We start from the raw sequence: 26,956 nt of genomic DNA, 5'->3' as shown, positions 1-26,956 counted from the left end.
CGTATGCATCTCCGTTTCGTTCCGCGTTATGGAACATGAAGGCTTGTCGAACGCGCTTATTCAGTGCAGTTAGGCGGGCAAATTAGGGTGGCACCACGGTCCTTCGTCCCTTTCGGCGAAGGGCCTTTTTGCGTTCGAAAATAACGATAAAAGCGAGTAAGGGAGGATATAACTATGCCGCGAGTTCTTTCGGGCATTCAACCGAGCGGGCAGCTGACGCTCGGTAACTACATCGGAGCAATGCAAAACTTCGTAAAGCTGCAGGAAACCCACGAATGCTTCTTCATGGTCGTCGATCTGCACGCCATTACGGTGCCGCAGGAGCCGGCAGCACTGCGCGAGCAGACGGAATCGGTGGCATCGCTGTTTGTCGCTGCCGGCATCGATCCGACAAAAGCGAGCATTTTCGCGCAATCCCACGTTTCCGCTCATGCCGAGCTGGGATGGTTGCTGACGACGCTCACTTATATCGGAGAGCTGGAGCGAATGACGCAGTTTAAAGACAAATCGGCGGGTAAAGATTCGGTCGGTGCCGGATTGTTTGTCTATCCTGCGTTAATGGCAGCCGACATATTACTTTATAACGCGGATCTGATACCGGTCGGAGACGACCAGAAGCAGCATTTGGAGCTGACACGCGATCTTGCGCAGCGGTTTAATTCCCGCTACGGCGATTATTTTACGATTCCCGATCCTTATATCCCGAAGGTCGGAGCGCGAATCATGTCGCTTGATGACGCATCGAAAAAAATGAGCAAAAGCAATCCGAATCCAGGCAGCTATATCGCACTGCTTGATCCGCCGGATGTGATTCGCAAAAAACTCAGCAGAGCGACAACGGATTCAGGCCGTGAAGTGAAATACAATCCGGCGGAGAAGCCGGAGGTGAGCAATTTGATGAGTATATATGCTCACTGTGCGGGCGTCACGCTGAGCGAAATTGAAACGCGTTACGAAGGGCAGGGCTATGGAGCGTTTAAGAAGGATCTTGCGGAGCATGTCGTAGCGACTCTGGAGCCTTTGCAGCACAAATATGCGGAGATTCGAAGCTCGGGAGCGATTCACGATATCTTGAAGCAAGGCGCTGATGAGGTATCGGAGAAAGCGAACAGAACGCTGCGCGATGTGAAGGAACGGATGGGATTTCTTCTTCCGGGTTGAACGGAAAGTGGAGAGATAACTGAATACCTGCAACAATAACGCCGCGGATAGGGGAATTACCCCTGTCTGCGGCGTCTCATTTTGGCGCTTACTATAAATCCGGAGCCGATGCAGCCGATTGTCAGTATAAAGAACAAGGCGGCGATCCATCCATTATAGCTGATGGAAACAGCGGTAGCACTCATTAACAGCATAGATACAACGGCGAAGAGAAGAGCCATTGGCTTACTCATAATCGATTTGCTCCTTTTCTTTTGAAATTCATTAAAGTTGAAAGCATATTCTTTTCACAAACGTATCATAATAAGCTTGCAAGCTTGCAACACACAATCGTGAAGAGGATGAAAGGAGAAATTCCACATGCCAGGACAAAACCGTAACAGCAATCAGCTGGTCGTACCTCAAGCAAGTGCAGCTTTGGACCAAATGAAATTCGAGGTAGCGCAAGAGCTAGGAATCCAAATTCCTCAAGACGGTTACTACGGCAACATGGCGACTCGTGACGCAGGCTCGCTCGGGGGATACATCACCCGTAAGCTTGTTCAAATCGCCGAACAACAACTGTCCGGACAATCGCAGTTCCGCTAAGTCGATCCAAGGCAAAGCAGATCTTTGATTTACAAGGCAATGGCTCAAGGGAAACCTTGAGCTTTTCCTTTTTCCCGGCGATTGCTTACTTAAGCGCACACAGGGCCCCTTCTATTGTGCAAGAAGGGGCCCTGCTCCGTCAATACGTATTCATTCGCAGACGTTTTTGCAATCGGTCGTCGCTCAGCCAACCGACATAAGAGCCGAGTGTCTTATAATCACTATCCATCAGCAGTACGCCGACGAACGGATACTGCTTTCGGTGGCGGTAGCGGACGTCCGACCATCGAACCTCGAAGCCCCACGAATGCTCCTGCACTTCGGCGCAGGCGAATGAGGTGAAATACAGAAATGATTGTATCGAGGGATCGTTCTTTGACTGTTCAACGGCCGGGTGCTCGGAGCACCTGGCGCGGTCGACCCACCGAAGCTTGCCGCGCCGGAAGTCGCCGATTATAAAGCTGCCGTCGTCACGCTGCTTGACGACATTCCAGTCGTAGAGCGATACCGTTGGAATAAGCACGTACCGGTCGCTCTCCCGGCTGTCAGTGTCCAACGTTCTCAGCTTCCTGGCCAGTGTACGATGCGCAGCGGTCCGCCAGATATAGTAAACGATTAGCAGCGAGTAAAGAATCGGGAAAATAAACCTGGGATCTGCCACCGCAAGCGCCCACAACAGGATGGCTACAAGATGCGAAGTGAATATTACGGGATCGAAGATGTGAATGATGTTCCACGATATCCACTTCTCCGAGAACGGCCGCGCTGCTTGCGTCCCGTAGGTGTTGAACAAATCGGTGAAGACATGAATGACGACGGCCAGAAGCACCCATCCCCCGAGGTGAAGCCATGGTATCGAGAACCCGAAGAACGCCTGCAGCATTAATGTAATGGCGATCGTCCAGATCGCAATCGCGGGAATTGAGTGCGAAACTCCGCGGTGATTTTTTATATAAGCGGCATTGCTTTTCAATCTGAGAACTCCGTCGAAATCCGGAGCCTGGGATCCGACTACCGTACCGATCAGTACGGCGGCGTAAACGGTTTGGTCGGAAGCGATAACAGGGTCGATTGAAGCGAGCCCGGCGAGTCCGAGTCCCATGACCAAATGCGTCCCACTGTCCATGAATAAGTTCCTCCTTAAGTTATCAAAGCTGTCATTGTACCCTAAGCTTAAAGTTCTTTGTCGAATCCGTAAACCCTTCTTGAATGCGGAAAACGTAGTTTTTCCAAGCATTCGCCTTCGAAGTGCTATACTTCTATATGTACGCTTAAGTATTTTCTGAATCGTGGGTGTTTATAACGGGGGGACGATTTTTATGCACATTTGTTTTATTGAATATCGTATTGACGCCATTTATGAAGAAAGGTATCGGAACTGGATAGCGGAAAAGCTTGCTGAAAAGAACGAGTTCAGGCTCTACGAAGGTACCGACCAGCCGTTATTGTTCGTTGAAATATGGGAGTCAGAGGACGAGCCTGGCGCCGAAGCCGTGAAAAAAGAACGCTGCAGCGAGCGTTCTTCTTGGCGGATCATGGCGGATTGGGTGCCCGGAGGCACCGCGAAAATTCATGCCTGGACGTTTCGGCCGATTACCGGCCCATCGTAACTTGACCACCGACGCCCCCGCCGGCAGTCGATGTGATCGGCGTCATGTTCGTAATCGTCTGTCCCTGGAATGTGTATGAATAGTTAATCGGCCCGTCAAATGTGACGTAATCAAGATTCAGCGTAAGCAGCAAATAACGCATTCCGGTGGACGGATCGCTGAGTATGATATGGTCGCGCCCTGCGGCTTCAATCAGTCCGCGGAAAACCTTGGCGTTCCACTCGCGGTTGTTCTCGTATGTCATGTAAAAAGTAGCCATCTTGCCGCGGTTCATTCGCAAAATATTCTCAACATAGGATTCTTCGGCAGCCGGTGCTGCGACTACGTTTCCACCCGCCGGCGTGACGAACGAACCGCTCGGTATGCTGGGCGGCATCATTCCGGCTCCTGCCGTCATCGGCATCTGCATCTGCATCGGCATCTGCATAGGCATCTGCATCTGCATAGGCATTGCAGCAGCCGAAGGGAACTGCTGAGGTGAAGGGTAAGGATAATTGTATTCATAATCGTCATATTCCGGATAGCCGCCCATGCCAGCCGTACTCACCGTGCTTTGATACCCGTAACCGTTCGACATGTTTCCATTTCCTCGCTTTCTTTGCTGACAACCGGGATCCATTTAAGCCTGATCGCGGCTGCCGTCAGTGTGACCAAACATAACCAATTAACGTGTGCTTATTTAGTATACGCCGGGGCAATCCGCTCTCGTCGGGACATAGAAGCAATGCGCCTTATACTTTCCGATAAGCCGCTGATTCCACCACTCGGCAGGACATCCGCCCGTAGGCCGGAAATACCACAGCGAGTTCGTAGCGGGATGCCGGCGTTCGCCGTTCACGACTCGACGCGCCAATGTTATCTCGCTTTCGCGGGCTTTCTGATAGAAGTAACCTTTTTGCGTGGCTTCAAATCCGCCCGGGCTTTGAAAAACCATTTGCGGAATACTGCGGATATTTTTGAAATCAATACAGTTGCTCCGAACACGGTTAACGCCGACATTGCCGACCATCAGCATGCCCTGTTCGCCTTCGCCTTCCGCTTCCGCGCGCAATAGACGGGCGAGGAGCTTGATGTCTTCGGATTTTGCTTTAACAACCGCCATATATGGACTATCTCACTTCCTTTCGTTCAACTGGGCCTTTGACCACAATGATAGTGTATTGACGGATAAGCAAAATGGTTCCATATCAAGATCGGACGCTCTGTTTTTGGCTGCGTTACACTTTCGGGCCGCGGAGATTCGCTCAGTTTCGCCAAGCGGTGTCAAATTGATGAACACGGGGCGCGAACATTGTCAACAGCTTGTTTTTTCGGTATGATTAGAGCGGTTTAAAAACAAATATGATGGGCGTATCTCGCCCATGTGGGATCGGAACGGGGAGGCTGGCTGTGCTTAAAGATTATGTGGCCCTGACAAAACCGCGCATCATACGGCTTAATGCGATTGCGGCGTTCGGCGGGTTCTGGGTCGCTTCCAAATGGGATCATATCAATTGGTGGCTGCTGCTTTATATGCTGCTCGGTTCGGCACTTACGATGGCATCGGCTTGTGTAATTAATAATTACTGGGACCGTGAACTCGATAAGAAGATGGAACGGACAAAGAACCGCGCTTTGCCGATGGAGCGGCTGAATCCTGCCGGTGTGCTTATCTATGGAATCGCGCTTGGCGTCATCGGGATCGGAGTGCTGTTTACGCTGGTTAATCCTCTTACCGGATGGCTGGGACTGCTCGGATTCTTCGTCTATGTCTTTATCTATACGATGTGGCTGAAGCGCACGTCTACATGGAGCACTTCCATCGGGGGAATCTCCGGTGCGATGCCTCCGGTGATCGGCTACTGCGCAGTGACGGGCTACATTGACGCAGGCGCATGGATATTGTTCGCGCTGCTCTTCCTGTGGCAGCCTGCGCACTTCTGGTCGCTGGCGATCAGACGCGTTGAAGAATACCGTGCGGCGGGATTTCCGCTGCTTCCGGTATTGAAAGGCATCCGCCGCACGAAGCTGCAGATGATTCCCTATACACTTCTGCTAATCCCGACGGGCGTGTTTATGTATACGTACGGATACGTCGGTTATTTCTTTCTGATAGTGTCCATAATCGGCGGGCTGTTTTGGGCGGCTCATACGATAATGGGACTCAGTGCCCGGGACGATATGAAATGGGCCAAGACGAATTTCTTTATTTCGATTAGTTATTTGATGCTTGTCTTCTTTGTAATGATTGCGGATACGAACGGCGTGATGTAAACCGTACGCAGTGTATCCGGGCCGGGAGGGACCGCAGGAATGAGTTTTGCACGGAAGCATGCTTTTAAAATTGCTGTGCTGGCATTATGCGCGGCAATGGGGATTTATTTGTATTTGTCTTCCACGAAGGAAGCCGCTCCGAATCTGGACCAGAATTATAAGGCGCCGGGCTTTGAGCTTACGGATCTGGACGGCAATAAGGTTTCGCTTGAGAATACAAACGGTAAGGTGCGCGTCATTTATTTCTTCTATGCCAATTGTCCGGATGTATGTCCACCGACGACTTTTCTGATGTCGCAAGCCCAGAATAAGCTCAAAGAACAGGGAACCTTCGGGAAAGATGTCGAGTTTCTCTCGATCACCTTTGATCCGGTGCGCGATACGCCGGAAGCGATGAGGAAGTTCGCCGGCAAGTTCGATATCGATTCCAACGGTTGGAAGTTCCTGCGTGAGGACAGCGAGGAACAGACCAAGGAACTGATGAAGGGCTTCGGACTCGGTCTTATCAAGGATAATAACGGTTATTTCACACATGCCGACGCCATCACGTTCGTAGACCGCCAAGGCTCGGTACGCAAGGCGATGATCGGCGCGAAAGACGAGACGCAGAATGCGGACAATATCGTCAAAGTAGTTAATGCGCTGGTGGATCAGTAGGGGAATGACATGACGGTCCTCTGGTCGATATTATGGAACAATGTGCTCCCGCTTTCGGTTATGATCGCCTTCGGCGTCACACTGCAGCGGGCGTTTTCTTTAGACATTAAAACGCTGTCCAAGCTGAATTTTTATTTGTTTTCCCCGGCAATTATTTTTAAATTATTGTACACGACGGATATATCGCTTCAGGTTGTGGGAGAGGTGCTGCTGTTTTTCACGGTCTTCATGGGGCTGATGTTCGGCGCCGCCCAAGCCGTTGTCGCTCTGAGAGGTCACAAGGGCGGGATGGTGGGCGCGATGCGGAACAGCGTCCTGTTCTATAACAGCGCCAACTACGGCATTCCGCTTAATCAGCTTGTTTTTGCGGGGAATCCCTTTACGCTTTCGGTGCAGGTCCTGATCATGATGATGCAGTCTCTTGTGCCTAATACGTACGGAATTTACAGCGTTAATGCACACCGGAGCAGCGGCCCGCTCGTCTTGAGGACGATTGCACGTCAGCCGGTTATATATGCGATCCCGCTGGCGTTTCTGATGCGGGGATACAGCATACCGCTGCCCGGCTTTATGTCGACGCCGCTTGATTATTTGGCCGATGCATTTATCGGTACGGCATTGATCACGCTTGGCGTTCAGCTTGGGAGCATGAAGTGGTCCTGGCGGAGCCTGATGCTCAGAGATGTGCTGCTGTCGAGCGGCCTGCGGCTTATCCTCGGCCCTCTGCTCGCCGCGTTGATCGTATGGGCGATCGGTATTGACGGGTTAATGGCGAAAGCGTTAATCGTCTCTTCCGCCGTGCCGACTTCCCTCTCGAGCGTCCTGCTTGCCGTCGAGTTCGATAACGAGCCGGAGTTCGCCTCGCAATCCGTACTTGTATCGACGGTGCTTAGTATCCTGACGGTAACGTTCGTGATCTATGTGCTGAATATTTGAATAAAGTGAAGCGTTTAAAACAAATCTTCTTTACTCCACGGAGCGGGATCCGGGGGCGGGTACACGATGTACGCCTCCAGGCCCGCTTTTTCCAATTGTTCGATGAGATAAGGTTCCGGTGTACTTTCTACGCCCGGGTAGCCTTTGCGGGTATAGATATGGTCGGCGTCGGGAAAGGCATCCCTCAGCATGCCGCGGATCCGCTTGCCTGAAGCGTCGTTATCGGTAAACAAGTATGCCTGCTTGTCACCCACCTGGCGGCGGAGCTTGTCAATTTGACCCGCGCCTGGTATACCGTATGTGCAGAAGATCGGAACCTCTTCTGTCAGTACTCGGCGAAGTCGGGTGCGGTCGTTTTTTCCTTCTACAATAATGGCGATATCCAAATATCTTCACCTCTAAGGCTATTGTAACCGAATAATTGCGGCAGCGAAAAGACGGCTTGCCGAGGAGCAAGCCGCCGGGAGACGGAGGGGTGAAAACAGTCAGGCTGGAAACTCAGACAGTCCGGCAGGACGATAGCGGGGATAATGACGCCCTCTGCCGCTAACCGGTTCGGGTGAAATGGGCGTTTGCGCTGCCCGGGCGAAAGTTATGAAACGGCAGTAACGACACTGCGATCATAAGAGCCACGAATGCAATGTAATACGGCGAAATATAATTCCGCAGCTGTCCGGCAAGCATCGGCCCGATGAACGCACCGACGGAGAAGGCGATCGAGAGTATGGAGAAGGTCCGCCCATAACGAACACCGCCGCTCAGTTCGATGAGCAGGGATGACAGCGCCGGGAATATAACCCCTTTGGCCATGCCGAGCAGCAGGAGCAGCATATAAAAAGGAAGCGGGGCGCCCGCTGCGATCGCAAAATAGGTCAGAGCAAGCATAAACGCCCCCCAGAGCGAACGCATAAATGGCGACAAACGGTTCAGGAACAGCATGCTTAGCGTAATAAGCGCTCCGAGGCTGACTACGGAGAAGAGCAGGCCGGTCGTCATCATTGCCTCCTGTGTTGTAGCCATAAGTGGAAGCTCGAACGATAGAATGCCCTGGGCACAGCTCATTGCAACAGGCAGCGTGTAAACGAGCCATGGTATCGACCGGAAGGGATGGCTGCCGTTTTCCTCGGACCCGGTCTCGTTATCGGCCGTACCGTCTTCCCCCTGAACGGATTCTTCGGCTCGTTCGGCTGCGGAAGCTTCGCGAATAAAGAACAATGCGCACGACGCAGTTCCGATAAGTATCCAGCCGAGTAAATAAAATGCCGTAGTGAAGCCGATCTGCGCTACCAGATAGGCGCCTGCCGCCGGAGAAACGACGGAAGCGATTGTATGTACAAGCCCGTTGCCGGCCATCAGTTTCCCCTGTTTGACGCGGTCTGTCGTTATTCGGGCAAGCAGCGACATACAAGCGGGAGAGAGGAAAGCAAGGACAAAGCCGCTGATGGAACGGAGGACCAGCAGCTGCCACGGATCGGTGACCTTCGATTGGAGAAGCAGAATGACTCCCGCAGCCATAAGGCTGAAGACGATGAAGAGCCGGCTGCCGAACCGGTCAACGCCATATCCGGCTATGATGTTCCCGGGTAAATGAGTGATCGAATAGAGTCCCATCATAAGGCCGATAAACGAAGGAGCTGCGCCGAGCGATACGGCGAACGGCGTAAGGATCGGATACTGGGCATGCAGATCGAAGAATGCGACGAACAGAAACAAATAAAGCCAAATTGCGGTTTTCAAAATAACATCTCTCCTTCAAGCGAGCGTTCGAACACTATGTTACTACTTGTACGCATGGATAAGCCTTCTTATGTCTTGATATATTCAGAGTGCTGATCGGTGCGAAGGCTGCTCCGGTTTACGCGTAAATAGGCTTGGGGTATAATGTTTTTGTGTTCGGACTTTTCAGGGAGTATAATGGAGGAGACGGCTGATGAGCTTTGATTTTAGTAATTATGACATGGAAACCTGGTTTCAGTTTTTGAAAGATAACTGGCTTGTTCTTCTAATTGCTCTAGCAGTGCTGTTTATCATTATCCGCATTGTCAAAACGGTCGTAAAATGGCTGATTGTCGCGGTAATTGTTGTCGGTATAGTACTCTACAGCGGTTACTCTCTTGAGGATTTAAAGTCTTTGGGCACGAAGGTAACGGATACCGTGAAGCAAGAAGCGATTAACGCCATGGCGGGAGAGGCGCAGGATGCAACGTATACCTCTAACGGCGATGGAACTTTTACGATTAAAACAAAAAATTTGGAGCTCGTAGGCAAGCCCGGAGATAATGAAGTCAAGGTGTCATTCCGCGGGGCGCCGCTTGGAACCTGGAAGATCGACAGTGCGATCGAAGCCTTAATCGAACAAGCCAAGAAAAACGTATAGCCGAAATTTTCTCCGAAAACGCCATAGTTAATGCTTACGAAGATGCATTTTCTCCGAAAACGCCATAGTTAATGCTTACGAAGATGCATTTTCTCCGAAAACGCCATAGTTAATGCTTACGAAGATGCATTTTCTCCGAAAACGCCATAGTTAATGCTTACGAAGATGCATTTTCTCCGAAAACGCCATAGTTAATGCTTACGAAGATGCATTTTCTCCGAAAACGCCATAGTTAATGCTTACGAAGATGCATTTTCTCCGAAAACGCCGTAGTTAATGCTTACGAAGATGCATTTTCTCTGAAAACGCCGTAGTTAATGCTTACGAAAATTTGTTTTCTCGAAAACGCCTGAGGAGGCTCAGACCATGAACACGTGGGTTCACGCGTTATTAAAGCCGGAACCGGTGGCGCTTATGGTGCTGCTCGTCTTGTTCGGTTCTCTTATTAAAGGCATGGTAAGAGGTGCATCGGGTTCAGCGAGGCACCTTTTCTTTTTTATTTGGCAGGCGGTCACCGTAGTCGTCTCGCTGGTGCTGGCGGGCCGGACAGCCACCTGGATGTCCCCGATCCTGCGCGAGTGGCTGAATGCGCGCAATATTCAAGTCCCGCAGGAGCAGTTGACTACATTTAAGCAGCTTTGGTACACGATCGTCACAAGCCTTCGCGATTTTGAACTGCTGAGGTTCGGTGTCCTCTTTCTGCTTGCTTATTCTTTGTTCCGTTATGTACTCGGCTGGCTGTACCCGTTATATGGACTAATGTTCGATTCCTTGATTCGCAGCGGCGGCGACCGTAGGGCGGGAAGCGAAAGGATATTCTCCAGAGCGGCAAGCCGCACGACCGGAGCTGCAATTGGAACTCTGCTCGGTGCGGGGAGAGCATTGATAATGATTGCGGTGTTATTCGTATATGTATCTCTGATGCCCGGGGGGCCACTGACCGATTCGATCCGTGCTTCCGCCCTTTATAATAAAACGGCGGACGAACTCCTGAATCCTGTAGCCGGCGATGTGCTCAAGCGCGGTCCGGTATTCACGCAGGCTGTTGAGTCGGAGTTCCGCAGGGTTCTGGAGCGGAAATATGAAGTTATCGATTCCGCCGTTCCCAAGAACATCGAGCAGGCGGCCGCATCCGTTACGGCGCATTCCAAGACGGATAAAGAGAAAGCGCGCGCACTTTATGACTGGATTGGGACGCGGATCAGCTATGATTGGGATAAGGCGAATAATTATGAGCAACACGGCATATGGAAGGAACAGACACCCGAGGATACCTTCAAAACCCGCAAGGGCGTATGTATCGATGTAGCCAGGCTTTACGCCGTTATGGCGCGCTCCGTCGGTCTTGAAGTACACGTCGTAACCGGACTCGGCGCCACCGGCAACGGCGGTTACGGTCCTCACGCCTGGAATGAAGTGCGTCTTGCCGACCAAGGCGGAGCCTGGATTCCGCTTGATGCGACATGGGCTTCATCGGGCGATTGGTTTGACCCGCGCGGCTTTTCCAATACGCATATACGCGAAACATAAGAAGGTTTGAAAGGAGATATAAACCGTGCCCGTGCAGGACGATCCGCAAAAGCGGGAAATCGCCAACCGGCGGAATTTCTCGTTCCGGTTGAACTTATTCTTTTTTGCTACATTTTTCTTATTCAGCGTGCTTATCGTTCGTTTGGCGATTTTACAATTTGTCGACGGTCCTTCGCTGAAAGAGGTGGAATCGAAAAACGGCACAATCCCGGTGCTGATCCCGCCGATCCGGGGCAACATTTATGATTCCGGAGGCACGCCGATCGCGTATTCCACATCGACTCAGTCATTGTATTACACCATCGAGCCGGGAAAACAGAAGGATGTAGAAGCCAACGCTACTGCGCTTGCCAAGAAGCTGCTGGCTGTATTTCAGAAATACGGCAGTCCAAATGAAGCAATGACGCTCGACGAGATAATTAAAAGCATGGACCTTCAGTATAAGAAAAACACCGTATCGGTACCCCGCCGTATCAAGACCGGACTGACGACGCGCGAGATCGCCGTCTTATTGGAAAACCGCGATCAATACCCCGGCACCGACATCGTGGAGGAGAGCATCAGGCACTATGATAAAAATCCGAGTCCGTTTGCGGTGCAGCTCGTAGGTTATTTGAAAAAATTCGGCGGAGGAGCCGAGAACAATCTGTATAAGGACCGGGCGAAAACCGATGACCCGCGTCTCAAGTATTTGCAGACGGAGGATGTCGGATATGACGGGCTCGAATATATGTATCAGGATATCCTGCGCGGTAAGAACGGCCTGAAGACGTATCCCGTTAATGCCGCGGGCCGCATCATCGGTCCGCCGACCATCACGAAGCCTGAAAAGGGCGATAATCTGTATTTGACAATCAACCGGGAAGTGCAGTTGAAGACGCAACAAGCCATCATGGACCAATTGCATCATTTGCAGACCTCGAGACTCAGTGATCGCGCCGTAAACGCCAAAACCGGCTATGCGGTTGCGATGGAGGTGAAGACCGGGAAAATTATCGCGATGGCTAGCATGCCCGATTACGATCCGAACATCTGGGAAGGCGGCAGAATCGGGACCGATGACTACGACAAGATCAGTCCGGTCTTGTTAAACGGAGCGATTTATCCTGTTATAGGACCTTACAAGGATAAGAAAGAGCAGAATAAGCATCCTTCCTCGGTCGTCTTTCTCGGTTCAACACAGAAGCCGCTTTCGGTTCTGATCGGCCTGAACGAAAAGCTGTTTACCACGTCGAGTACCTGGAATGATACCGGAGCGTTTTTTTACGGGAAAGAGGGCGCCAGTACACGTAGACGGATCGGAAACGCAAAAGGCCACGCATATGGATTACTGGACCCCGCTCAGGCGATCGCTCATTCATCCAATCCATGGATGTCGAAAATGGTCGGAGACGCGCTGTACCGCAAAGACGGCGATAAAGGCGTCGATATATGGGATAAATACGTGAAGCAGTTCGGGCTTGGCGTCTCGACTGGCAGCGGTCTGCCAAACGAAAGCAACGGCGTCATCGGTTATTTTCACGAACGGGAGGCAGCGAGTGCTCAGTCTGCGTTGATTTATGCGTCATTCGGACAGATGGGGCGGTACACGACGCTGCAGCTTGCACAGTATGCTGCGACGCTGGCGAGCCACGGCAAAAGAATGAAGCCCCAGTTCGTGAATGAAATTCAGGACTCGGAAGGGCACATAGTAAGCAAATTCAAACCGGAGGTACTCAATACGATCACTTTCCCGAAAGCGTACTGGGACGAGATTGAAAGGGGTATGGCAAACGTTAGTGTACCTGTATTCAATGATGCGCCATATAAGGTGCTGCGAAAGACGGGTACCTCGGAGCAGCAGGTAAGCACAGGGATCGTCGATAATGCGGTATTCATCGCCTATGCCCCGGCGGAGGACCCGGTTCTCGCGGTAGCTGTCGTAGTGCCTGAAGGCGGCTTCGGAGCAAGCGGCGCCGCGCCGATCGCCCGCAAGATTTTCGATGCGTACGATCAGGCCGTCGGACTGCACGGTGTGCCGCAGAAGCCGGCATCCGCTGCGGCAAGTGCTGCGGGTGGAATACCGGCAGGCACCGGCACGCAAGTCAACGCTTCGCATTAAACAACGAAAGTTGTTCCTGCAAAGGGCTCCCGGTAAAACCGGGGGTTTTTTTTTTAAGATTTTGAAAGGACTGGCCTGTTTATTATTTTCTGAAACTCTCAACGCATTAATAAAAGTTGCACAAGGGAAAGATATTTGCATATGATAAAACATGACTCGCGATAATGGTAAGTAAAACGCTTGCGAATAGACGTAATGAGGAGGGGATCCTTTATGCGTTCGAACACATATCCTGCCATTCGACGATTCTTTTGGACCTTATTATTTCTGACAGCAGTCACTATCGCCGTTTCGCTTTGCGGCGCTGTTTAGAAGGTTCCGATTTTTAATATCGCTTTGATCAGTTTGGGGGAATCTGCCTTTATTTCCCCTCTTTTTTGCGCCCAACGGCTAACAAGTTTATTTTTAATAGATATGACCTATTAATCTCGCGGATTTGGAATCCAACCCGGATGTGCTAAAATTGCTGTATGCACCTGTGACGGATTTTTGGCACGGGTATGTTATCAGAAACAGTGAGGTACGGGGAGGAAGCAATGGGAAAAATCAAACTTATCGCACTCGATATGGACGGGACGCTGCTTAATGAGATGCAGGAAATCAGCGGTGAAAATGAAACGTGGATCCGCAGGGCACTGGATGAGGGAATATTGGTCTGTTTTGCAACCGGACGCGGATTTCAAAGTGCGCTCGCTTATGCGGAGCAGCTGAAGCTTGACACTCCGATGATCACCGTCAACGGCGGTGAAATCTGGCGCAGGCCGCATGTGCTGCACAAACGTTACCTGATGCCGCCAAGCACGGTCAGAAGGCTTCACGAAGTGGCACTGCGTAACGAAGAATGCTGGTATTGGGCTTATTCGGTCGAGGGAATTTACAATAAGGAGAAGTGGATTGAGCCCTCCGGCGACTACGAGGGGCACCACTGGCTTAAATTCGGTTATTATACGGAAGACGCCGCAATGCTGGCCCGTATCTATGAGGAGACATCCGCCTGGGGGGGAATGGAGATCACCAATTCTTCTCCGCTGAACTGGGAGATGAACCCGGAGGGCGTGTCCAAAGCAAGTGCGCTCCGCGAGCTGTGCGGCCTGCTGGGCATTGAAATGTCGCAGGTGGCTGCGATGGGCGACAGCTTGAACGATATCGCAATGATTCGTGAAGCCGGCCTCGGAGTAGCGGTGGGCAATGCCCAGGATGCGGTTAAAGCGGTGGCGGATGCGGTCACCGTCACGAACAACGAGCATGCGGTCGCGCATCTCATCCGCGACCTTGTTCTGAAAGGGTGAGTGTACTGTGGAAATCGCGGGTTGGATTATTGTCGTCATCTTATTCGCTGTCGGGATGGCTGGCGCTATTTTTCCGATTTTGCCGGGGGCGCTTGCGATTTATGCCGCATTTTTCGTTTACGGCTTTTTCATTTCCTTCAAGCCGTTCGGGTTCTGGTTTTGGACAATCCAGACGCTCATTGTCGCCGTGCTGTTCCTGGCGGATTATGCTGTTAATGCCTGGGGGGTGAAACGCTTCGGCGGCTCGCGAGCGTCGGTCATCGGCAGTACGATCGGCGTCATTGCCGGCCCGTTCGTCATTCCCGCGTTCGGACTTGTTCTTGGTCCGCTGATTGGCGCAGTTATCGGCGAACTTATCGTCGGCTCAGACTTCAACAAGTCGCTGAAGGTCGGTTTCGGCTCGGTCGTAGGGCTGTTTTCCAGCATGGTTGTAAAAATTATTCTGCAGGTCATCATGATTGTTCTTTTTTTCATCTGGATTTAAAATTAGGAGGCGGCTGCAGTGGTCAAAGTAACGGTTTGGAACGAATTTCTACATGAGAACCTTCATGAGGAAGTACGGCGCGTTTACCCGGACGGAATACATAAGGCGCTTGCCGACGGAATCGGCACGGACGGCTTTGAGGTCCGCACCGCTACGCTCGATCAGCCGGAGCACGGATTAACCGATGAATTTCTGGCGAATACGGATGTTCTAATCTGGTGGGGACATATGGGCCACGATAAGGTTGAGGATTATATCGTCGATCGTGTGCATGCGCGCGTAATGAACGGAATGGGGCTTATTGTGCTGCACTCGGGTCATTTCTCGAAAATATTCAAGAAGCTGATGGGCACGGGCTGCGATCTGAAATGGCGCGAAGCGGACGAGAAGGAGCGCATTTGGGTGATCAATCCCGCGCATCCGATTGCCGCCGGTATTCCGGAGCAATTCGTGCTTGATAAGGAAGAAATGTACGGCGAGCATTTTGATATTCCTGTACCGGACGAGCTGGTTCTTGTCAGCTGGTTCGAGGGCGGCGAAGTATTTCGGACCGGGTGCACGTTCTTTCGCGGGCAAGGGAAGGTCTTCTATTTCCGCCCCGGGCATGAGACATATCCGACATACTATAACGCGAATGTACTGCAGGTCATCAAGAACGGTATTCGCTGGGCGGCACCGTCGGGAGCGGCGGCGCCGATTCGCGGCAATCACCAGCCTCTAGAGGAAATCAAACCGAAATAATGGTGCAGGTTAGGAGACATAAAGCAGCTCATGGTTAAAAAGGACTCCTTGATCAAAGGTACGATCATACTTGCGGCGGCGGCGCTGGTAGCCAGGTTTTTGGGCATTTTCCAGCGTGTTCCGCTGGAACACATGCTGAGTAAAGACAGCGGCGATTATTTCGTTGTCGCCAATAATGTTTATATGATGCTGCTCATTATAGCTACGGGAGGTATCCCAAGCGCGATCAGCAAAATGATTTCCGAACGGTATGCCCTCGGCCGACCGTTCGAAGCACAGCGAATCTATCGTGCCGCTCTGTGGTTCGGAGCGGTAACAGGCGTTATTATTGCTCTGCTAATGTATGGACTTGCACCGGTGTATGCCACCAAGATAACAGAACACCCCGGTGCGGACGCTTCTGTAAGAGCGATTGCTCCGGCACTTCTGCTCTTTCCGGTCATTGCGATGATGAGAGGTTATTTTCAGGGCAGACAGATGATGGTGGCAGGCGGCTTGTCTCAAATCATTGAACAAGTGATGCGTGTCCTTACTTCAGTGGGACTTGCGCTTCTTGTAATTTCATGGGGATGGGGCGACCGCTGGATTGCGGCTGCCGCTACCTTCGGAAGTGTATTCGGAAGCATCGGCGCATTTGCCGTTATGCTGTATTACGCGAGGAAGCTGAAGAAACAAGACACGCTGGATGCTGCCGCTTCATCACAAGCGGCTTCAAGCGGCGTGCGCAAGTTGTCATACTCATCTATCTATAAAGAGATGTTCAACATGTCTGTCCCGATTGTGGTGGCAGCAATGACGGTGCAATTTATGTACACCTTCGATTCGTCATTATTTAATAAGCTCACGGGCGCCTATTACGATCACGAGACAGCCAAACAGGTTCTGAATTGGCTCGGGATGAAAGCGCAGGCGATCGCGGGTATACCGCCGATTCTGGCGATCGCTCTCAGCACCTCGATTATACCTGTTTTATCCTCAGCCTATTCGGTATGCAACATGAATGAAGTACAGCGGCAAACATCGCTTGTGATGAGGATCGTCGTATTTACCGGTGTGCCTGCGGCGCTTATTCTGACCGTCGCTGCAGTTTCGGTAACCGGGGCGCTCTTCTCCGACTCGGGCGGAAGCGGGATGGTAGCGGCTCTGACAGCCGGTACTATCTTTCAAATCACCATGATGACAAGCAACTCTATTTTATTCGGACTGGGGAAGGCCCGCATTCCGATGCGGCATACGATTATCGGCCTGCTCGTTAAAGTCGTGGCGAGCCTGGTGCTTGCTCCCCTTATAGGTGTATATGGACTGATACTTTCATCCACCCTTTGCTTTACAGTCATAGCCTCGCTGAACCTGCGGGTGATTCGCAGCGAGGTGAACCTTTCCGTTCTTGGTACCCGTTGGTATGGCTACATGGCAACGATCGCCGTCTCTGCTGCGGCAGGGTGGATCACAGACATGGCTTGCCGAGGGCTGCTGAAAGGCTTGCCGCACAAGCTGATGTACTTTATATCCGCATCCGCGACCGGCATCGTATCGCTCGGATTATATATCGTCCTATTAGTGCTTCTCCGTGTCGTCACGGCCGATGACGCCCGTCAGCTTCCGGGACCTCTGCGTAAGGTGCTGACCCCGCTGATCCGTGTAACGGCGCGCGTCAAGGCGGATTCTCGTTAATCTCTTAATCTTCCACTTTTCCCCTTTGCATGGTAGAATAGACATTAGTCTTTTTGACCATAGAGAGGGGATTTTTCGTTGAAAACGTGGAGATGGAGTAAGAAAACGATTGGGATTGTACTACTTGCGCTTGTCCTTGTGGTGGTTGCCGGCTGTCAGGCAGTAGGAGGCGTCGACTTCAACCAAATGTTGAAGCAGTCCATCCAGGTAAGTTCTTTTGAAGGTAAAGAAACGGTGGAATTCAAGCTGCTGCTTAAAGATGATGCGCTGAAGGATATACCGGCGGAGGAAGCGGAGCTGCTCCAGCTTTTCTCGTCAATTAAATTGCAGCTGGATAGTGTAAAATTATCAGATTCGACTCATATGTCCATAGCCGGTAAGCTGGAATTGGGAGATAAAAGCATCGGATTTTCGATGAAGATGAACGAAGAGCTTGTGGAAATTGCTATAGAAGGCGCCAAGAAACCGATCGTGCTTCATTTGAATGAAGGCATGTTTGCGGAGGATCAGCCTTCGGTCGAAAATGCGCCGGATCAGTCGTCGGCTGCGGAAGCCGGCAAACAAATCATTGATATTGTCAGCGGCTATGCGATCAATAATTTGCCTAACCCGACTAACCTGTCCGTCAACGCGGGAGAAGAAACCGTGAACGGCGAAACCGTGAACGGCATGCATATTAAAACCGAGCTGAACGGCAAAGAAATATGGAATTGGATAGGAACGTATGTAGACGCACTCATTAATGATAAAGAAGGACTTAAGACGATGCTCTCCGCGCTGCTGGATGCGCTGGAGAGCCAGAACGGTTCGCTTCAAGCGGCAGCTGGAGAAAGCATCTTCGGTTCGCTTCCGGAGGCGGACGAGAAGGCGGACGCCGTTCAGAAAGCGGCAGATAACATAGTCGAAATGCTGACACAATTCAAGGATGAAATGAAACAAGCGGAGAAGGATGACCCGGAATCGATCAATCAAGTGTTCAACGAGCAAACATATATTAAGGCAGATATGTTTATTGACAATAAGCTTGATATCCGCAAATCGACCATTGAAGCGGCCGTAAAACCGGAATCGGACGAAACCGGAGAAGATTTCGCAGGTATGCCGATCGAGGGAATCTGGCTAAAAATTTCCGGTGAATCCTGGAACGTGAACGGTACTGTAACGCCGGATGCTCCGGTCCAATCCGAGAATTCCCTCGATGCCGCGGATTTGTTAACGATGGAAGGTTATCAAATTCTTCGACAATTTAACAGCGACTCGGTAATATATGGATTGCTGCGGAATCAATTGCATATTACGAAGCAGACGGTGATGCTGCATCCGGAATACAGCAGCAGCAGGCCTATAAAGACGCCTGCCGGCATAACGCTCATTCCCCTGCGCGATACGGCATCCGGATTCGGCGCGACTTTGACTAAAGATTCGGCGGCTGGTACGATTAACGTGTATGACGAAGCGACCAACACGACGATAAAGGTGAAGGTTGGAAGCAACCAGGCAAGTATTAACGGAAAGAAAGTGAAGTGGGCATTCCCGACGACACTGATTAAAGGCGTGACTTATGTTCCCGCCAGGGACTTTACGAAGGCGCTAGGCGGTACGGTCAGTTGGCAGGATCAGTACGGCGACCAAATGTTGGTTATTGTCCGGGAGCCTTAATAAGTATCTTAAGCAATCGGAAGGAGTGACTGTACATCATGGATATGATTCAAACCGATGAAGCTTTCCGTCATGCAGTCGGTTCCGAGCAATTGACCGTTGCAGTATTCAAGACGACCTGGTGCAAGGATTGTCACTTTATTGAACCGTTTATGCCGGAGCTTGAAGAAAAGTACGACGGCCGCATCCGATTCGTCCAGGTGGACCGCGATGATTTGCCGGACCTATGCAGCGAGTTGAATATTCTTGGCATACCAAGCTTCATCGCATTTCGAAACAACCGGGAGCTGATCAGGTTTGTCAGCAAGCTGCGGAAGTCGCGCGAGGAAATCGAAGAGTTTCTGGACCGCGCGCTGCAGGTGGCTGAGGCGCTGAAGAGCTGAAGAGCCAACCGATAAGGACGGGAAGCGTCCGCAAGCAGACCGGCAGCATCCGGATGCTTGCGGACGCTTTTTAATGCATGATGTGCCTTCGTTCACATTTTCAACATGGTATTTGTCGAATGGTTTCGATATAATTGTGAGGTTGATTCTTCACGGAAGTAAGGTGATCGCTTTGATTTCAAATCGTTACCGCGCGCTCGCCATGGCGACGTGCATCGGAATGTTTCTAGTGCTGGTCGCCGGTTCGCTTGTCACGAACACCGATTCCGGCCGCGGCTGCGGAGATGATTGGCCGCTTTGCCACGGTAAATTTATTCCGGCTCATACATTGGAATCTTTAATTGAATACTCTCACCGTTTGATTACCGGCTTTGTCGGACTGCTGGTGCTCGCTGTTTTTATAGCGACTCTTATGTTCTACCGGCGGTATACGGAAGCAGTTGTTTATGTCAGCGCTGCAGGATTCTTCACGTTGCTGCAGGCTGTGCTTGGAGCGATCGCCGTCGTTTGGCCGCAATCGGCTGCGGTCTTGGCTCTGCATTTCGGATTTTCCATATTGGCCTTTGTCAGTACCTTGCTGCTGCTTATGTGGGCCAACCGGATGAGGCGAGGCCATGGAATAGACAAGCCTGCGGCGGCTGTGCCGCGATCAGTGTTTCGGCTCGTCCTGGCATCGCTGATATATAGTTACGTGGTAGTATATATTGGTGCATTTGTGCGCCATACCGATTCCGCTGGCGGCTGTTTGGGATGGCCGCTCTGCAACGGTAAATTTATTCCCGTTTGGGAAGGCGCGACGCGAATAGTATTTACTCACCGGGTGGCGGCCATGATTCTGCTGCTGTTTATCGGCTGGGTCTGGTTGTATGTAAGGCGCGTTTGCACAGATAATCTGGAGCTTAAGAAATCGGCGAACATCGCATTCATCCTTATTTGCGCTCAAGTGCTTAGCGGCGCGCTGCTAACCGTAACCATCACGGATGAAGATTGGTTCGTGTTTACGAGTATACTCCATAATGTTATTATTTCCATCTTGTTCGGCATTCTTACCGACTTGATGATTCGAGCTTGGAAATGGCGGGAAGGACGGGGTAGAGAATGAGTTTTACGGATTTGCGCGGATTGATTGAAACGCTGAGGCGCGAGGGAGATTTGGCTGTCATCGATGCGCCGGTCGATCCGTATTTGGAAATAGCCGAAATCCACCGCCGTGTAATTGACGAGGGCGGTCCGGCGCTGCTTTTCACGAATGTGAAGGGCAGCGCTTTTCCCGTTGTTACGAATTTGTTCGGCACAATCCGGCGTGTAGATCTCGCTTTCGGCCCGCGGCCGGAAGCATTCATGAAACAGGCGGTCGGTGCAATGGACCGCATACTTCCCCCCACGCCCAAAGCGATCTGGGGCGAACGCTCCTTAATTTGGGATGCGATGAAGGTTGGTCTCAAGCAAGTACAGCCTTCCTCAGCGCCCGTGCTTGAGGCTTGCAAACGCGAACGGCCGCTCGCCGGACTTCCGGCGCTGACAAGCTGGCAGCTCGACGGCGGCCCATTCGTCACACTCCCGCTTGTTTATACAGAGCATCCGGAGCATCGCAAGCAGCATAATCTCGGCATGTACCGGATGCAAATATTCGATGAGTCAACGACTGGAATGCACTGGCAAATTCATAAAGGCGGCGGCTTCCACTACCACGAGGCTGAGAAGCGGGGCGAAGCGCTTCCCGTCTCGGTGTTTCTAGGCGGTCCGCCGGCGCTTATCGCTTCGGCCATTGCTCCGGTTCCCGAGCATTTGCCTGAGCTTCTGCTCGCCTCGCTCATTACCGGAGGCAAGCTGCCGGTCGTGCAGGACCCGCATGGCAGCCACCGGATCCCGGCTCATGCGGAATTCGTCATCAGCGGCAGCGTGCCGCCGCATGTCAGGCGTCCGGAAGGTCCGTTCGGCGACCATTACGGCTATTATTCGTGGACGCACGATTTTCCCGTTTTCCAGGTGAGCCATATGTGGCACCGCAAGGATGCGATCTATCCGGCCACGATCGTCGGCAAGCCGCGCCAGGAAGATTATTATCTCGGCGATTTTCTGCAGCGGCTGCTCTCGCCGGCATTCCCGCTCGCCATGCCGGGCGTCAAAGATTTGTGGACTTATGCGGAGACCGGATTTCATGCGCTTGCCGCGGCCGTCGTGCGCGAGAGCTACTCCCGGGAGGCGCTCACCACAGCGTTCCGCATTCTGGGGGAAGGTCAGCTTACGCTGACGAAGTTTCTAATGCTGACCGATCAGCCGCTTGACCTTGCGAAGTTTGACCGTCTTATGGAGACGGTCCTGGAGAGGTTCAGGCCGGAGACGGATCTGTACGTGTTCGACAAGACCTCGCATGATACGCTCGATTATACGGGGGGCAAGCTCAATCACGGCAGTAAGGCGGTTATGCTGGGTGTAGGAGAACCGGTACGCGAGCTTCCGGGAGTGTACGATGAAGGGCCAATCGATGAAATAAACAGCATAGAAGCTTACTGCCGCGGGTGTCTCGTCGTCTCAGGCGCGTCCTATGTCGATGAACCGGAGCTCGCCGCAAGAGTCCTTGCGCGTCTCCTGGAGCGGGGCACACGCTGGCCGCTCATCGTTCTAGCCGACGATGCCGCGATCGCCGCAGCACAAACGCCGTTCCTTTGGACAGTGTTTACCCGTTTCAACCCGGCTGACGATATTTATGCCGGAACAACGGTCAGAAGGCATCATGTCGGCTATGAACTGCCGCTCGTAATCGACGCCCGGATGAAGCCGGGATATCCCGATGAGCTGATTGCGCGCAAGGATATCGTGGAGCTGGTCGACAGCAGATGGAGCGAGTATTTCCGGACTTAGCTTTCCGTACTATTTTCTAGAAAATATGCTTGAGCGGACGCCAGTTGGGGCAACCTTTAGGCATACTTGGATTCGCTCACCTTACCGTTGTCTATAGTTCAGGAGGGTCTGAAATGCTGCGTATGCTGTTTGGGGAGCCTCCGCGACAGTCGGGGGGCGAGCTTCTCCGTACAATTCAGGCGATGGAACAGTTCGCTTCCATGCTGCACAAACAAATCGCTCAGAGAGGCGATACCGACCACCGGCTCAAAAAATACAGAATATGGACCATGGGGCTGCTTGCGGCCCTCGACGAGCTGGAACAAAGCCAATATGCCGCACTTAAATTCGCCGAAAAAGTAAAGTCCGAGTGTGTTGAAGATATGTCGGCTGAAGAGCTGCTCCACTATCATCGGCATGTCTATTTTGACAAAAACGCTTTTATCCGTCTGTTCGCGGTGCTTGATAAGCTTGGCACCCTGATGAATGAATTTCTGGGGCTGGAAACGGAACGGCTGAAGACTCATTTCTCCTATTTTACCGTCCTGCGTGTCATGAAGCAGCGTAATTTATATCCTGAGCTCTCATCTGCGCTGAGCGAGCTGAAGGAGAAGTACAAGGACCCGCTTGCCCGGCTGCGTAAGCGTCGAAATACGGAAATCCATTATATGAACTCGGAAATGCAGGACGATCTGCTGCAGAGCCATCAAGTCAACGGCGGCCGGTACCGGCTTGAAAATCTTAACGAGCGGCTGGGCGATCTGGAGCAGGCGATGGAAATCGTTTATAAGACGCTGCAGCTGACATTCAACCATGCTTGCGCACAGATGAGGAAAAGACGGTAATGTGCTATACTTCTCATGGGAGGGATGCCCATGGAGCTGACAGGCAGGACGGCGTTAATTACAGGCAGTGCCAAAGGTCTCGGTAAAATGACTGCGCTTACGTTGGCGCGAATGGGCTGCGACATCGTTCTGAATTATGTGTCGAGCGAGCAGGAAGCGAAACGGCTGGCAGAGGATATTGAGCTTCTGGGGGTAAAGGCGACGGCCATCCGCGCGGATATAGCAGAGAGCTCGGATGTGGAACGGCTTGCCTCCGAAGCGCTGTCGTGGTCTCCAAACGGAGGCGTCGACATCCTTGTTAATAATGCTGGTCCTTTCATCCGCGAAAGACGGCTGTTCGCCGACTATGACACGGACGATATTATCGGCCTTGTGAACGGCAATTTGCTCGGTGTCATTCTGCTTGACCATAAGCTGCTGCCCGGCATGCGGCTCAGACAATGGGGACGCATCATTCACTTCGGTTTCGGTCATGCCGGCGAAGGACGCGCTTGGCCCCATAGGGCCGTGTATGCTACAGCTAAGACGGGACTTGTTTCATTCACCAAGACGCTGGCGGTCGAGGAGGCGGGCAACGGCATTACCGTTCATATGATCTGCCCCGGAGATATTAAGGGACTCAACAAGGAACGGTCAATCGAGGAGGTCGCCCGCGAGCGTGATGAGGAATCGCCAAGGGGACGTCCCGGAAGCGGGGAGGACATCGCCCGCGTCATCGCTTTTCTCTGTTTGCCGCAATCGGACTATTTGACGGGCAATATTGTGGATGTAACCGGGGGCTTCGACCCGATCAAGAACAACACCAAACGTACATAATATAAGAAAAAGAGTCTTACCGGCGCTTCGCATGCCACCTGGGCTGCGCATTCCGGCAAGACTCTTTATTGTAAAAATCATGCTATGCGGCTTCGTTTAGAATACCTGCATAACCTCTTGTACGCCTTCGACTTCCTCAAGCAGTGCACGCTCGATGCCTGCTTTGAGCGTGATCGTCGAACTTGGGCAGCTGCCGCATGCGCCCATCAGGCGCAGCTTGACGATACCGTCTTCCACGTCAACGAGTTCAACGTCGCCGCCGTCGCGCTGCAGGAACGGACGAAGCTTATCGAGAACGTCCAACACTTCATCATACATCGTGCTCTGTGCATTTTCGCTCATTGCAATCAACTCCTTTCTACCCTATTATAGTACAAAGCAGAGCAATTGAAAATGGATATCAACGTAAGGCCAGGTGAATCAGTCGTGTTAAAACCGATTATCGAGTTTTGTGCAAGCAATATGCATCATGGAACCGACCGCATCATGAAGAAGCTGGAGGACAATCCGGAAGTGGAAGTCATTGAGTACGGATGCCTCGGCAATTGCGGTGAATGCTATCTGTTTCCGTTCGCCATGGTGAACGGCGAGATCGTGGCGGCAGAGAAGGCGGAAGACCTCCTTGACCGGATTATGGAGTCCATAAAAGAGCAGCAAGCCGAGCGGGAAGCACTCGACCGGCTTATCGACGATATGTAGCTCCGCCCTGACCGGACGGCAGGCTACCGACCGCTTATCCCAGATGATGCCTGGACATCCATAGTACGCCGCTTTTGAGAACCCGCGGCACACGGCCCAGAATCGGGGTGCGGCCCATCAGGCCGAAGCCCGATTTCTTGCCCAGCGAGCCAAGCACGCCCTTAAGCTTGATCTTTGACAGGCGGGGCTTCTCATCCTGCCACAAAGCCTGCATCACTTCCGCTACCTGCTTGCCCTGCGCTTCCGCAGCTTGCGCGCTTGGCGCAAACGGAATCGAGGAGCAATCCCCGACGACAAAAACTTCATTATATTCGGGCAGTTGGTGATATTCATTAACAATCAGTCTGCCCTGATCGTCCTTAGGCAGATCCATCTTCTGGACGAGAGATACAGGCTGGATGCCCGCCGTCCAAACCGTGACATCGGTAAGGATGGGACTCGTGTCGTTCTGATCATACAGCACGCCGCCCTCCAGCTTGTGAAGCGAGACATGTCCGCGCATCTCCACATCATGCTCGGTAAACCACGACGAGACATATTCCTGGAGCTTACCGGGAAAAGCGGACAGAATGCTTGGTCCGCGGTCTACAATCCGGATATTGACATCAGGGCGGCCTTCGCGCAGCTCGGAAGCCACTTCGACGCCGCTTAATCCGCCTCCGACAATCGTTACTTGACCGTACGGCTTCACATCATTGAGCGCTTGATAAGTTTTACGCGCCGCTGAGAATGTCTGGATGCTGTTGGAATAAAGCTCGGCACCTTCAATGCCGTGATATCTGTCGGTACAGCCTAGCGCAATAACGAGCCATTCGTAGTCGAGCGGATCCTGTCCGGCAATTCCGACTTGTTTGGCGTCCACGTCGACGGAAGTCACTTCTCCGTATAAGATGAGTAGACGCGGGTCGGAAGGGAAGTCCACGCGTAAGTCGACATCAGCTGCCGTACCGGCAACCAGCGAGTAATATTCGGTCTTGAGTCCCTGATAAGGCATTCGGTCAATCAGCACGACAACCGTGTCGTCAGGCAGCTCGCCTTCAAGCAGTTCATGGGCAACGGTTAAGCCGCCGTAGCCGCCGCCAAGAATCACAAATCGTTTCATTGCGCTCCCAACCTTCTTCGTTTGCATTATAAATAATGGTGGTTATCCATAGTATGCTCGGGTTGCGTTCTTCCTTACTCGTAAATTTTCACTTCATTATAAAATGTGTCGCGCTCAACCGGAATGCGTCCCGCCCCTTTGACCAGCCAAATCAAGTCTTCACGGGTAATGCCTTCCGGTGTCAGAGCGCCGGCAGCATGACTGATCCGCTCTTTGACGATTGTACCGTGAACGTCGGATGCCCCCATTGTAAGCGACACCTGCGTGAGCTGTGTTCCGATATTTATGAAATAAGCCTTGATATGCTGAAAATTATCAAGCATAAGACGGCTGATCGCAATCGTCTTCAAATCTTCGAAGGCGGAGTTACGTCTGCGAATGCCGGCTTTAGGACTGATCGGCTGCATGGACAGCGGAATAAACACGAGAAATCCGTTGGTTTCATCCTGCAGCTCCCGAATTTGCAGCATATGGTTAATGCGGTCTTCGTGCTTCTCGACCGATCCGTAAAGCATTGTCGTATGCGTGCGAAGGCCCAGATTGTGCGCTGTACGGTGCACATCAAGATATTGCGACACGTCCGCTTTGTCGACGCGCATCTTCTTGCGGTACTCATCGGAGAGAATTTCCGCGCCCCCTCCGGTTAAGCTCTTCAGGCCGGCTTTCATCAGCTCGGAGAGCACATCGCGGTAGCTAAGTCCGCTAATGCGGGAGAAGAAATCGATTTCCGCCGCCGTATAAGCCTTAAGCGTCACTTCAGGGAATCGCTCATGTAATGATTTTAACGAATCTATATAATATTGAAACGGCACATTCGGATTATGACCTCCGACGATATGAAATTCGCGTACGCCAGGATGAAAATGCTGCTCCACATAAGCAATCATCTCGGCCCCGGAAAGGGTGTACGAGCCTTCTTCGCCTTCGTCCTTCCGGAAGTTGCAGAACGCGCAGTGCGCTTCACAGACATTCGTGAAGTAAAGGCTCATATTTTCGATAAAATAAACCTTGCGTCCATTCTTCTTCATATTGGCTTCATTGGCCATTTGTCCAATGGTCAGCAGGTCGTCGGAACGGTATAGAAACTCACCGTCCTCCCGGGATAAACGCTCGCCGGAACGAACTTTCTCAAAGATCTGCTGCATTTGTTTACTCTCTGTCGGTATTGCGACATTCATGACGGCTTCCTCCTAGTCCGCCGGGCGCT

The 26,956-nt window shown here is 52.0% G+C and carries 29 protein-coding genes and 1 other annotated feature (1 of these 30 only partly in view); of the genes, 20 read left to right on the top strand and 9 right to left on the bottom strand.

Annotated elements, in window-relative coordinates:
* Positions 1-114, top strand: a binding site (T-box leader); it begins 134 nt to the left of the window's first position.
* Between the two features lie 60 nt (positions 115-174).
* On the top strand, positions 175-1,161 hold the full coding sequence (gene trpS, locus KZ483_RS22480; protein WP_220349742.1) for a tryptophan--tRNA ligase: 987 nt from the start codon (positions 175-177) through the stop codon (positions 1,159-1,161).
* 56 nt (positions 1,162-1,217) lie between these two features.
* On the opposite strand, the gene KZ483_RS22475 is transcribed toward trpS, so the two are convergent.
* On the bottom strand, positions 1,218-1,394 hold the full coding sequence (locus tag KZ483_RS22475; protein WP_220349741.1) for a hypothetical protein: 177 nt from the start codon (positions 1,392-1,394) through the stop codon (positions 1,218-1,220).
* Positions 1,395-1,521: 127 nt separating this feature from the next.
* Here KZ483_RS22475 and KZ483_RS22470 point away from each other — a divergent pair, with 127 nt between their 5' ends.
* Positions 1,522-1,749: an alpha/beta-type small acid-soluble spore protein gene (locus KZ483_RS22470; protein ID WP_220349740.1), complete on the top strand. Its 228-nt coding sequence runs from the start codon at positions 1,522-1,524 to the stop codon at positions 1,747-1,749.
* A gap of 139 nt (positions 1,750-1,888) precedes the next feature.
* Here KZ483_RS22470 and KZ483_RS22465 read toward each other — a convergent pair whose 3' ends face one another.
* Entirely contained in the window at positions 1,889-2,875 is a 987-nt protein-coding gene (locus KZ483_RS22465; protein ID WP_220349739.1) for a metal-dependent hydrolase, read from the bottom strand.
* Between the two features lie 193 nt (positions 2,876-3,068).
* Between KZ483_RS22465 and KZ483_RS22460 the strand changes: the two genes are divergently transcribed.
* Positions 3,069-3,359 (top strand): hypothetical protein, encoded by a 291-nt coding sequence (locus KZ483_RS22460; protein WP_220349738.1) that lies wholly within the window; start codon positions 3,069-3,071, stop codon positions 3,357-3,359.
* Here the strand turns inward: KZ483_RS22460 and gerQ are convergent.
* A complete protein-coding gene (gerQ, locus tag KZ483_RS22455; RefSeq protein ID WP_220349737.1) occupies positions 3,343-3,936 on the bottom strand; it encodes a spore coat protein GerQ in 594 nt (197 codons plus the stop codon). The two genes, KZ483_RS22460 and gerQ, sit on opposite strands and share 17 nt — an antisense overlap.
* Positions 3,937-4,038: 102 nt before the next feature.
* Entirely contained in the window at positions 4,039-4,461 is a 423-nt protein-coding gene (locus KZ483_RS22450; protein ID WP_220349736.1) for a cell wall hydrolase, read from the bottom strand.
* 287 nt (positions 4,462-4,748) lie between these two features.
* Here KZ483_RS22450 and cyoE point away from each other — a divergent pair, with 287 nt between their 5' ends.
* Genes cyoE through KZ483_RS22435 form a run of 3 tightly spaced genes read left to right on the top strand, consistent with a single transcriptional unit; the run spans position 4,749 to position 7,205 of the window.
* Complete coding sequence (cyoE, locus tag KZ483_RS22445) at positions 4,749-5,612, top strand: heme o synthase (RefSeq protein ID WP_220349735.1); 864 nt, start codon at positions 4,749-4,751, stop codon at positions 5,610-5,612.
* A gap of 39 nt (positions 5,613-5,651) precedes the next feature.
* A complete protein-coding gene (locus tag KZ483_RS22440) occupies positions 5,652-6,269 on the top strand; it encodes an SCO family protein (RefSeq protein WP_220349734.1) in 618 nt (205 codons plus the stop codon).
* Positions 6,270-6,278: 9 nt separating this feature from the next.
* Entirely contained in the window at positions 6,279-7,205 is a 927-nt protein-coding gene (locus KZ483_RS22435) for an AEC family transporter (RefSeq protein ID WP_220349733.1), read from the top strand.
* A 14-nt stretch (positions 7,206-7,219) separates the two neighbouring features.
* Here the strand turns inward: KZ483_RS22435 and KZ483_RS22430 are convergent, their stop codons facing one another.
* Positions 7,220-7,591, bottom strand: a complete 372-nt coding sequence (locus KZ483_RS22430) for a DNA primase (RefSeq protein WP_220349732.1) — start codon at positions 7,589-7,591, stop codon at positions 7,220-7,222.
* Between the two features lie 160 nt (positions 7,592-7,751).
* Positions 7,752-8,942, bottom strand: a complete 1,191-nt coding sequence (locus KZ483_RS22425) for an MFS transporter (protein WP_220349731.1) — start codon at positions 8,940-8,942, stop codon at positions 7,752-7,754.
* A 220-nt stretch (positions 8,943-9,162) separates the two neighbouring features.
* Here KZ483_RS22425 and KZ483_RS22420 point away from each other — a divergent pair, with 220 nt between their 5' ends.
* The 13 genes from KZ483_RS22420 to KZ483_RS22360 all read left to right on the top strand — a co-directional run bounded on the left by KZ483_RS22420 (position 9,163) and on the right by KZ483_RS22360 (position 23,948).
* The gene (locus KZ483_RS22420; protein WP_258881380.1) at positions 9,163-9,582 is read left to right on the top strand and encodes a hypothetical protein; all 420 of its coding nucleotides are present in this window, start codon (positions 9,163-9,165) and stop codon (positions 9,580-9,582) included.
* 366 nt (positions 9,583-9,948) lie between these two features.
* Positions 9,949-11,112, top strand: a complete 1,164-nt coding sequence (locus KZ483_RS22415) for a transglutaminase domain-containing protein (RefSeq protein WP_220349729.1) — start codon at positions 9,949-9,951, stop codon at positions 11,110-11,112.
* Positions 11,113-11,137: 25 nt separating this feature from the next.
* On the top strand, positions 11,138-13,213 hold the full coding sequence (locus tag KZ483_RS22410; RefSeq protein ID WP_397376128.1) for a peptidoglycan D,D-transpeptidase FtsI family protein: 2,076 nt from the start codon (positions 11,138-11,140) through the stop codon (positions 13,211-13,213).
* 536 nt (positions 13,214-13,749) lie between these two features.
* On the top strand, positions 13,750-14,502 hold the full coding sequence (locus KZ483_RS22405; RefSeq protein ID WP_220349728.1) for a Cof-type HAD-IIB family hydrolase: 753 nt from the start codon (positions 13,750-13,752) through the stop codon (positions 14,500-14,502).
* Positions 14,503-14,509: 7 nt separating this feature from the next.
* A complete protein-coding gene (locus tag KZ483_RS22400) occupies positions 14,510-14,986 on the top strand; it encodes a DUF456 domain-containing protein (protein ID WP_220349727.1) in 477 nt (158 codons plus the stop codon).
* A gap of 18 nt (positions 14,987-15,004) precedes the next feature.
* On the top strand, positions 15,005-15,727 hold the full coding sequence (locus KZ483_RS22395) for a ThuA domain-containing protein (protein ID WP_220349726.1): 723 nt from the start codon (positions 15,005-15,007) through the stop codon (positions 15,725-15,727).
* Between the two features lie 30 nt (positions 15,728-15,757).
* Positions 15,758-17,401 (top strand): putative polysaccharide biosynthesis protein, encoded by a 1,644-nt coding sequence (locus KZ483_RS22390; protein ID WP_220349725.1) that lies wholly within the window; start codon positions 15,758-15,760, stop codon positions 17,399-17,401.
* Positions 17,402-17,479: 78 nt separating this feature from the next.
* Positions 17,480-19,060 (top strand): copper amine oxidase N-terminal domain-containing protein, encoded by a 1,581-nt coding sequence (locus tag KZ483_RS22385; RefSeq protein ID WP_220349724.1) that lies wholly within the window; start codon positions 17,480-17,482, stop codon positions 19,058-19,060.
* Positions 19,061-19,098: 38 nt separating this feature from the next.
* Positions 19,099-19,443, top strand: a complete 345-nt coding sequence (locus tag KZ483_RS22380; protein ID WP_220349723.1) for a thioredoxin family protein — start codon at positions 19,099-19,101, stop codon at positions 19,441-19,443.
* A 73-nt stretch (positions 19,444-19,516) separates the two neighbouring features.
* Entirely contained in the window at positions 19,517-20,545 is a 1,029-nt protein-coding gene (locus KZ483_RS22375) for a COX15/CtaA family protein (RefSeq protein WP_258881379.1), read from the top strand.
* On the top strand, positions 20,542-22,308 hold the full coding sequence (locus KZ483_RS22370) for a UbiD family decarboxylase (RefSeq protein ID WP_220349722.1): 1,767 nt from the start codon (positions 20,542-20,544) through the stop codon (positions 22,306-22,308). Before KZ483_RS22375 ends, KZ483_RS22370 begins: the two co-directional genes overlap by 4 nt.
* 113 nt (positions 22,309-22,421) lie before the next feature.
* Positions 22,422-23,132 carry a Cthe_2314 family HEPN domain-containing protein gene (locus tag KZ483_RS22365; protein ID WP_220349721.1) on the top strand — a complete coding sequence of 237 codons (711 nt, stop codon included), beginning with the start codon at positions 22,422-22,424 and terminating at the stop codon, positions 23,130-23,132.
* Positions 23,133-23,162: 30 nt separating this feature from the next.
* Positions 23,163-23,948: an SDR family oxidoreductase gene (locus tag KZ483_RS22360; protein WP_397376127.1), complete on the top strand. Its 786-nt coding sequence runs from the start codon at positions 23,163-23,165 to the stop codon at positions 23,946-23,948.
* 96 nt (positions 23,949-24,044) lie between these two features.
* On the opposite strand, the gene KZ483_RS22355 is transcribed toward KZ483_RS22360, so the two are convergent.
* The gene (locus tag KZ483_RS22355) at positions 24,045-24,290 is read right to left on the bottom strand and encodes a NifU family protein (RefSeq protein ID WP_048744982.1); all 246 of its coding nucleotides are present in this window, start codon (positions 24,288-24,290) and stop codon (positions 24,045-24,047) included.
* A gap of 84 nt (positions 24,291-24,374) precedes the next feature.
* Between KZ483_RS22355 and KZ483_RS22350 the strand changes: the two genes are divergently transcribed.
* On the top strand, positions 24,375-24,647 hold the full coding sequence (locus tag KZ483_RS22350; RefSeq protein WP_397376126.1) for a YuzB family protein: 273 nt from the start codon (positions 24,375-24,377) through the stop codon (positions 24,645-24,647).
* Positions 24,648-24,681: 34 nt separating this feature from the next.
* On the opposite strand, the gene KZ483_RS22345 is transcribed toward KZ483_RS22350, so the two are convergent.
* Together KZ483_RS22345 and mqnE are read right to left on the bottom strand one after the other, a co-directional pair.
* The gene (locus tag KZ483_RS22345; RefSeq protein ID WP_220349719.1) at positions 24,682-25,749 is read right to left on the bottom strand and encodes an NAD(P)/FAD-dependent oxidoreductase; all 1,068 of its coding nucleotides are present in this window, start codon (positions 25,747-25,749) and stop codon (positions 24,682-24,684) included.
* A 74-nt stretch (positions 25,750-25,823) separates the two neighbouring features.
* Positions 25,824-26,927: an aminofutalosine synthase MqnE gene (gene mqnE, locus KZ483_RS22340; RefSeq protein WP_220349718.1), complete on the bottom strand. Its 1,104-nt coding sequence runs from the start codon at positions 26,925-26,927 to the stop codon at positions 25,824-25,826.
* Positions 26,928-26,956: the final 29 nt, after the last annotated feature.

This window comes from Paenibacillus sp. sptzw28 (genome assembly GCF_019550795.1).
In the GTDB taxonomy this organism is placed as follows: Bacteria; Bacillota; Bacilli; order Paenibacillales; family Paenibacillaceae; genus Paenibacillus_Z.
The sequence above is the reverse complement of the archived record's forward strand: the minus strand, read 5'-3'. Positions and strand labels throughout refer to the sequence as shown.